The organism is Stenotrophomonas sp. 05L44_2 (assembly GCF_056665995.1).
This window is the reverse complement of sequence record NZ_JBFTNR010000184.1, coordinates 1-5,984: the sequence shown is the minus strand read 5'-3', so window position 1 is coordinate 5,984 and position 5,984 is coordinate 1. Positions and strand designations below refer to the sequence as shown.

Below are 5,984 nucleotides of genomic sequence, written 5' to 3'. Positions count from 1 at the left end.
CCCGGACCGGTGCTCCTGCCGACACCCGAAGTGGTGCAGGCACAACAACTGCTCGCCCGCCAGCAACTGGCGGTGGCGATGGACCGTGCACGCATCGCTGCCAGCCGCGACGCTGCGCCGGCCGTGCTGGAAAACGACTGAGCCTGGGAAACCAGCGGCGATCGCGCTGGCCTGCTGCCAGCGCGATCGCAGTGCGCATCAGAAGCGCGCGGTCATGCTGAGGAAGTAGCTGCGGCCGGCGACGAAGTAGTCGGTAGAGCCGTCGGCGTACAGCTTCTTGTCGGCCAGGTTGCTGACGCCGCCACGCAGGGTCAGCACCTCATTGACGTTCCATGCAGCGGTCAGGTCATACAGCGTATAGGCCTTCAGGAAGGTATTGACCACGCCGGTCTGCTTGCCGGTGTACTGCGCCGACAGGCTGCTGAAGAACGTGGTGTTCGGGGTCCAGTCCAGCGACGAATAGCCTGAGAACTCCGGGGTGTCGATCAGGTTGCGGCCAGTGGTCAGGTTCTTGGCTTCCTTCATCCAGGTCGCCGACGTGCGCCAGCGCCAGTGATCGCCGAAGCGGAAGTTGAGGTTGCCTTCCATGCCGCTGGTGCGCGCGCGCTGCACGTTGCTCATGCGCGTCCACCAGTAGCCGTTGAAGAAGCCCAGCGCTTCATACTCGATCTTGTTCCTGAAGTCGGTATGGAAGTAGGTCAGGCCGGCGTCGACCAGGGCGTTGTCGAAGCTGATGCCGATCTCGCGGTTGGTGCTGGTTTCCGGGTCCAGGTCCGGGTTGCCGGCCATGTAGCAACCGCCGCGGGTATAGCCCAGCGGGATCAGCGAGGTGCAGCCGCGGCCACCGGACTGGGTCGCCGCGCTGGGCGAATTCTCGGTCAGGCTCGGCGCGCGGAAGCCCTTGGACACGCCGCCACGGATCGTCCACTGCTCGCTCGGGTGCCAGACCAGGTAGGCACGCGGACTGACATGGCTGCCGAACTGTTCATGGTGGTCCAGGCGCGCGCCCAGGGTCAGTGCCAGGGTACGGTGCAGCTTCAGCTCGTCTTCGACGAACAGCGCCCAGGTGTCCACTTCCAGGCTGGAGCCGACCACCGGGTTGCCGGCATAGTCCACCGGCGCCTGGCCGATGGTGTCGGTGTTGGTCAACTCCTGGCGCTTCCACTGGCCGCCCACCGCGAACTGGTGGTCCACGCCCAGGGTGAAGGGCGTGCTCAGGCTGCCTTCGATGATCGTATCGGTTGCCTCGGAGCGACCGGTGGCGCCGATGTCGTTCTTGTACTCGGTCCAGTACGCGCTGAGCTTGGAAGTACCGAAATCCCACTTGCCGTCGTGGTTCAGCGCCAGCGAACTGCGCTTGAGCTCACTGGCACCCCAGGCGCCTTCGTCCTGCTTTTCCAGCGCCTGGGCGATGAAGGCCTGCTGCACACCGTGGCCAGCTTCCAGTGACACTTCCTGTGCCTCGCTCAGCTTCCACTGCAGCAGCGCGTCGACATTGCGGTCCTTCTCGCCGGCGTAGGCGTTGCCATACACGCCGCCGTTGGAGCGGTCCGAGTCGCGGCGCATGCTGTTGGCACCGATGCGCAGGCCGAAGCGCTCGCCCAGCGGTCCGGAGAAGGTCGCGCCGATCTGCTGGGTGTCGCCACGGTCGCCATCCTGCGGCCGGGTGTAGCTGTGGGTCGCGCTGCCGTTCCAGCTGTCACCGATGCGCTTGGTGATGATGTTGATCACCCCGCCCATCGCATCCGASCCATACAGSGWGGACATCGGRCCGCGCACCACYTCGATGCGCTCGATCTGGTCGGGGGAAATCCAGTTCAGGTCCTGGCGGCCCAGGTCGGGGCGATAGTTGGTCGAGGCCGAGCTGCCCATGCGCTTGCCGTCCACCAGTACCAGCGTGTAGTTGGACGGCATGCCGCGCAGCTTGATCTTGGACTGCTCACCGGCGGCGCTGAGCCCACCGGTCACGCCCGGAATACGGCTGAGCAGGGTGGCCAGGTCGTGCACCGGCTGGCGTTCGATGTCTTCGCGGCTGATCACGCTGATGCTGGCCGGGGCATCCTTGATCCACTGCTGGTTGCCCGAGGCGGTGACCACCACGGTATCCAGGTCCTTGGTCGAGGCATCGGCGCTGGCTTCAGCGGCGGCGAGGGCAGGCAGGGCCAGCAGGCAGGCGGCGGCCAGGGCGCTGGCCAGGCGGGTGCGCGACAGGCGCGCGGAACGGAGAGGGGACATGACGGCTTCCAAGGGAGAGGAGAGACCCGGTGGAAGCGGCAGGCGCACGCAGACAGCAGGCAGCCACCCCTTCCCTGGGTCGTCGAGCGCGCGGAAGGTCCGGCGCAGCTGGGTGGGTCCGGTGCGCGGAGCGCGGTGACCTGCCTGGTTAACGGAATGATAACCGTTCTCGTTTGTTACGATCCAGTACTTCCCGGGATGAATCGACATTCCCCGGYCGCGCGCGACGGTTCGCCTGCTGACTGCTGAATGGGGAGATTTCCCGGCGTAGACCTTCGCACCCGGCTTACATTCGGGGCCATAGACTGGGCCGCATTTTTCGATTCCGCCCCGTTGGAGATCGTGTGGGTTCTGGTAGTGACAGACAGCGACTGCGCGGCATGACGCCGTGGCAGACAGGACAAGTGCGGACGCCGGGAATGCGGGCCAGGAACCTTGGTGCATGCAGCCTGGCCGGGACGGCTGGTCCTGCGGCCTGCAGGGAGTAGGCGGCCATGGGGAGTGAAACCATCGACACGGAACCGGTCACGGCCGGTCCCGACGCGGGCTGGGCCCTGCTGCCGGCCGAAGCACCGCTGCTGATGCCCGAACAGACGCTCCGGCAAGGCTCGCTGAAGGTCCGGCGCCATCGCACCTCGCCACGCATGATCGGCCTGCGTCGCCTGTACATCCTCGGCGGCACCGTGGCGATGACCGCCGTGGCCACCCGGATGATGTGGCGGGTGCTGTCCGGCAACGGCATCAGCGTGCTGGAGGCCTGCCTGCTGGTGCTGTTCGTCGGCCTGTTCGCCTGGATCGCGCTGTCCTTTGCCAGTGCGGTGGCCGGCTTCCTGACGGCCGTGTTCGACCGGGGCTACCGCCTGGGCATCGATCCGGACAAGCCGCTGCCCACCGTGCACAGCCGCACCGCGCTGCTGATGCCCACCTACAACGAAGACCCGCGCCGGCTGCTGGCCGGCCTGCGCGCGATCTACGAATCGGTGGCGGCCACCGGCCAGTTGCAGCGGTTTGATTTCTTCGTGCTCAGCGATACCCGTCGCGAGGACATCGCGCGGGCCGAAGAACAGGTGTTCGCCGAACTGCGCGAGCTGGTGCCCGATGGGCGTGCGCGACTGTTCTATCGCCGCCGTGGCGACAACAGCGCGCGCAAGGCCGGCAACATCGCCGACTGGGTACGCCGTTTCGGCGGTGCCTACCCGCAGATGCTGATCCTGGATGCCGACAGCCTGATGACCGGTGACAGCATCGTGCGCCTGGTCGCCGGCATGGAGCACAACGCCGACGTCGGCCTGATCCAGACCCTGCCGTCGGTGATCGGCGGCCGCACCCTGTTCTCGCGCATGCAGCAGTTCGGTGGGCGAGTGTACGGGCCGGTGATCGCCCGTGGCGTGGCCTGGTGGCACGGTGCCGAAAGCAATTACTGGGGGCACAACGCGATCATCCGCACCCGTGCCTTCGCCGACCACGCTGGCCTGCCGGAGCTGCCGGGGCGCAAGCCGTTCGGCGGCCACGTGCTCAGCCATGATTTCGTGGAAGCGGCGCTGATGCGCCGTGGTGGCTGGGCCGCGCACATGGTGCCCTACCTGGGCGGCAGCTACGAGGAAGGCCCGCCAACGCTGACCGACCTGCTGGTGCGCGACCGCCGCTGGTGCCAGGGCAACCTGCAGCACGGCAAGGTGGTGGGCAGCCGTGGCCTGCACTGGATCAGCCGCGTGCACATGCTGATCGGCATCGGCCATTACTTCACCGCACCGATGTGGGCGATGCTGATGCTGATCGGCATCGCCATCCCGCTGTTCCAGGAAGGCATCGATTTCAACGCCCTGCTGCACCTGTCGCCCAGCGTGTACTGGCGTGCGCAGGATGAAGAACAGGTGGTGCGCCTGTTCGCCGCCACCATGGCGGTGCTGCTGATGCCCAAGGTGCTGGGTTACTTTGCGATGCTGCTCGATCCGGTTGAACGCCGTGGCTGTGGTGGCGCGATCCGGGCGTTCCTGTCGATGCTGGTGGAAACCGTGCTGGCCGCGCTGATGGCGCCGGTGGTGATGTACGTGCAGTCGCGCGGGGTGGCCGAAGTGCTGTCCGGGCGTGACTCGGGCTGGGATGCACAGCAGCGCGATGACGGTGGCATCTCGTGGATTTCGCTGGTGCGCGGCTACGGCGGCCTGGGCGTGTTTGGCGCCTTCATGGGCGTGCTGGCGTGGGCGGTGTCGCCGTCGCTGGCGGCCTGGATGGCGCCGGTGGTGATCGGCATGGTGCTGGCGGTGCCGGTGGTGGCACTGACCTCGCTGCGCGGGCCGGGCGCCTTCCTGCATCGCCTGGGCCTGCTCGACATTCCCGAAGAGAACATCCCGCCGCCGGTGCTGGTGCGCGCCGCACAGCTGCGCCGGGAAGCGGCCGAGCAACCGCCGCTGTACTGATCGCACCGTGCCAGCGGCATAATGCGGCTCGAACGTACAGGAGCCGCAACATGCTGCAAACGGTGGAACAGGAAACCGGCGCCTCGCCGCAGTGGTCGGTGATCTGGCTGCACGGCCTCGGTGCCGACGGCCATGATTTCGCGCCGATCGTGCCCGAACTGGTGCGTCCGCACTGGCCGGCGCTGCGCTTCGTGTTCCCGCACGCACCGGTGCGGCCGATCACGATCAACAACGGCGTGCCGATGCGTGGCTGGTACGACATCGTCGGCATGGACTTCCGCTCGCGCGCCGACATGGCCGGCGTGCAGGAGTCGGTGGTGCAGCTGGATGCGCTGATCGCCCGTGAGATCGAACGCGGTGTCGCCGCTGATCACATCTTCTTGGCTGGCTTCTCGCAGGGCGGGGCGGTGATCCTCAGCGCCGCGCTGGCACGCACTGCCCCCTTGGCCGGACTGATCGCACTGTCGACCTACCTGCCGGAGGCCGAAAGCGCGTCGCGCGTTGATGGTGCGGTGGATGTGCCGGTGTTCATGGCCCACGGCAGCAGCGATCCGGTGATCCCGCAGGCGGTGGCCGCGCACAGCGCCGAGACGTTGCGCACGCTTGGGCTGAACGTGCAGTGGCATAGCTACCCGATGGCCCACCAGGTCTGCGCCGAGGAAATCGACGCGCTGGGCGACTGGCTGCAGGCACGCCTGGGCGTCGCCTGACCCATGGCCGCGAGCGCTGCCACCCCGTGGATGCCGGAACTGTGCCGTTTGCCGCGGTTGGCAGCGATGCTCGGCCTGGCCGAACTGGTGGTGGTGGTGCTGGCGCTGGCGCCCGATGGCAGCCGCCACTGGACGATGGGGGAACTGGCCTCGGCCAGCGGTTTCGCGCTGTGGCTGGCGCTGGCGGTCACCGCCAGCCTGTGCCTGCTGCGGCAGGCCCTGTCGAAGCTGCCGGAACTGCTGGGCGCCGTCGCCGCCGTTGGCCTGGCTGCGCTGATCGCCATCCTGTGCGCGGGCATCATCCATGCCCTGTATGGCGTGCTGGGCGACAACTTCGCGCGCGGCATCGGCTTCTGGCGCTTCACCCTGGGCAGCGCGGCCACCACGGCGCTGATCACCGCGTTGGCGCTGCGCTACTTCTATGTCAGCGACCGCTGGGCGGCGCAGGTACAGGCCAATGCCCGCGCGCAGGCCGACGCCCTGCAGGCGCGCATCCGCCCGCACTTCCTGTTCAACAGCATGAACCTGATCGCCAGCCTGCTGCATCGCGACCCAGCGGTGGCCGAGCGTGCCGTGCTCGACCTGTCCGATCTGTTCGGCGCCGCACTGGGTGCCGGCG

General features: G+C 67.6%; 4 protein-coding genes. 3 read left to right on the top strand and 1 reads right to left on the bottom strand.

From position 1 onward, the window contains the following. Positions 1-198 precede the first annotated feature (198 nt). Positions 199-2,235 carry a TonB-dependent receptor domain-containing protein gene (locus tag AC1VAN_RS08450; protein WP_480985620.1) on the bottom strand — a complete coding sequence of 679 codons (2,037 nt, stop codon included), beginning with the start codon at positions 2,233-2,235 and terminating at the stop codon, positions 199-201. Positions 2,236-2,729: 494 nt separating this feature from the next. On the opposite strand from AC1VAN_RS08450, the gene mdoH reads away from it, so the two are divergent. The 3 genes from mdoH to AC1VAN_RS08435 form a co-directional block, all read left to right on the top strand. Then, positions 2,730-4,655 carry a glucans biosynthesis glucosyltransferase MdoH gene (gene mdoH / locus AC1VAN_RS08445; RefSeq protein WP_051585049.1) on the top strand — a complete coding sequence of 642 codons (1,926 nt, stop codon included), beginning with the start codon at positions 2,730-2,732 and terminating at the stop codon, positions 4,653-4,655. A gap of 50 nt (positions 4,656-4,705) precedes the next feature. Continuing rightward, positions 4,706-5,365 carry an alpha/beta hydrolase gene (locus AC1VAN_RS08440; RefSeq protein WP_032976711.1) on the top strand — a complete coding sequence of 220 codons (660 nt, stop codon included), beginning with the start codon at positions 4,706-4,708 and terminating at the stop codon, positions 5,363-5,365. Between the two features lie 30 nt (positions 5,366-5,395). Next, the coding region (locus AC1VAN_RS08435; RefSeq protein ID WP_480985621.1) for a histidine kinase at positions 5,396-5,984 on the top strand (589 nt) is incomplete at its 3' end.

Bases quoted from the DNA above. Each gene is read 5' to 3' on its own strand.
- AC1VAN_RS08440 (WP_032976711.1), top strand. From the start codon at position 4,706: ATGCTGCAAACGGTGGAACAGGAAACCGGCGCCTCGCCGCAGTGGTCG.
- mdoH (WP_051585049.1), top strand. From the start codon at position 2,730: ATGGGGAGTGAAACCATCGACACGGAACCGGTCACGGCCGGTCCCGAC.